Raw genomic sequence first — 787 nt, 5'->3', positions numbered from 1 at the left:
CTCGGTCGGCCGGGATCTGCATGCCCCCCATCGTCCCGAAATACAGTGCGCGCACGACGGCGAGCGCCGCATAGGACAGGCCGAACTGCGCCTGCCAGACCGGCAGGAAGGCATAGAGACCGTCGGTATAGCCGTCATGAAGCGCGTGGGTGAGGCACGCGGCCAGCAGGCTGCGCGATTTCGCCGGGGCCGATGAGCCTGATGCGGTTTCGCGCGGACGGCTCGTAGCCGCCATCGCGGCGTCGTTCATGTCGATTCCTCCGCTTCCGGGGAGCTCTTTCGGTGATAGAAAATCTACACCACGATCCGTTTCGGACCGCCGATGCGCTGGTGTCTCGCGACGGATCCACTCTGAACCATTGAGGCGACCGTCACAAATCAGTAATAATCAAGCTATGAGTTAGGATTTCTATCTAATGAGTATTCCCGTCCAGCGCAGGACCTTGCCACCGCTCAACGCCGTCCGCGCTTTCGAGGCGGCAGCCCGCCTTGGCAGCTTCAAGGAAGCGGCGACCGAATTGGGCGTGACACATGGCGCAATCAGTCAGCAGGTGCGCCTCCTTGAGGATCGGCTGGGAGCGCCCGCGCTGTTCTGGCGATCGACGCGGCGGGTCACGCTCACACCCGCCGGCACGGCGCTGCTGGAGGAGATCGGCCCGGCGCTCGACCGCATTTCGTCCGCTGTCCAGCGCCATCGCGCGACACGCGGCAAAGCGCCGGCGGCCGTGCTGCGCGTCAACGCGCTGGCGACGTTCAGCATGCGCTGGCTTCTTCCCCGGCTGAGCCG

Annotated in this window: 1 protein-coding gene and 1 pseudogene; one reads left to right on the top strand and one right to left on the bottom strand. The window is 65.1% G+C overall.

Going from position 1 to position 787, the window contains the following annotated elements:
• Positions 1-235 (bottom strand): annotated as a pseudogene (locus OZ411_RS42935) (MFS transporter); the annotation flags it as partial.
• A gap of 181 nt (positions 236-416) precedes the next feature.
• On the opposite strand from OZ411_RS42935, the gene OZ411_RS42930 reads away from it, so the two are divergent.
• On the top strand, positions 417-787 hold a 371-nt coding region (locus OZ411_RS42930; protein WP_282532798.1), incomplete at its 3' end, for a LysR family transcriptional regulator.

Source organism: Bradyrhizobium sp. Arg237L, assembly GCF_029990105.1.
GTDB lineage: Bacteria > Pseudomonadota > Alphaproteobacteria > Rhizobiales > Xanthobacteraceae > Bradyrhizobium.
This window is presented reverse-complemented; position numbering and strand designations above follow the sequence as displayed.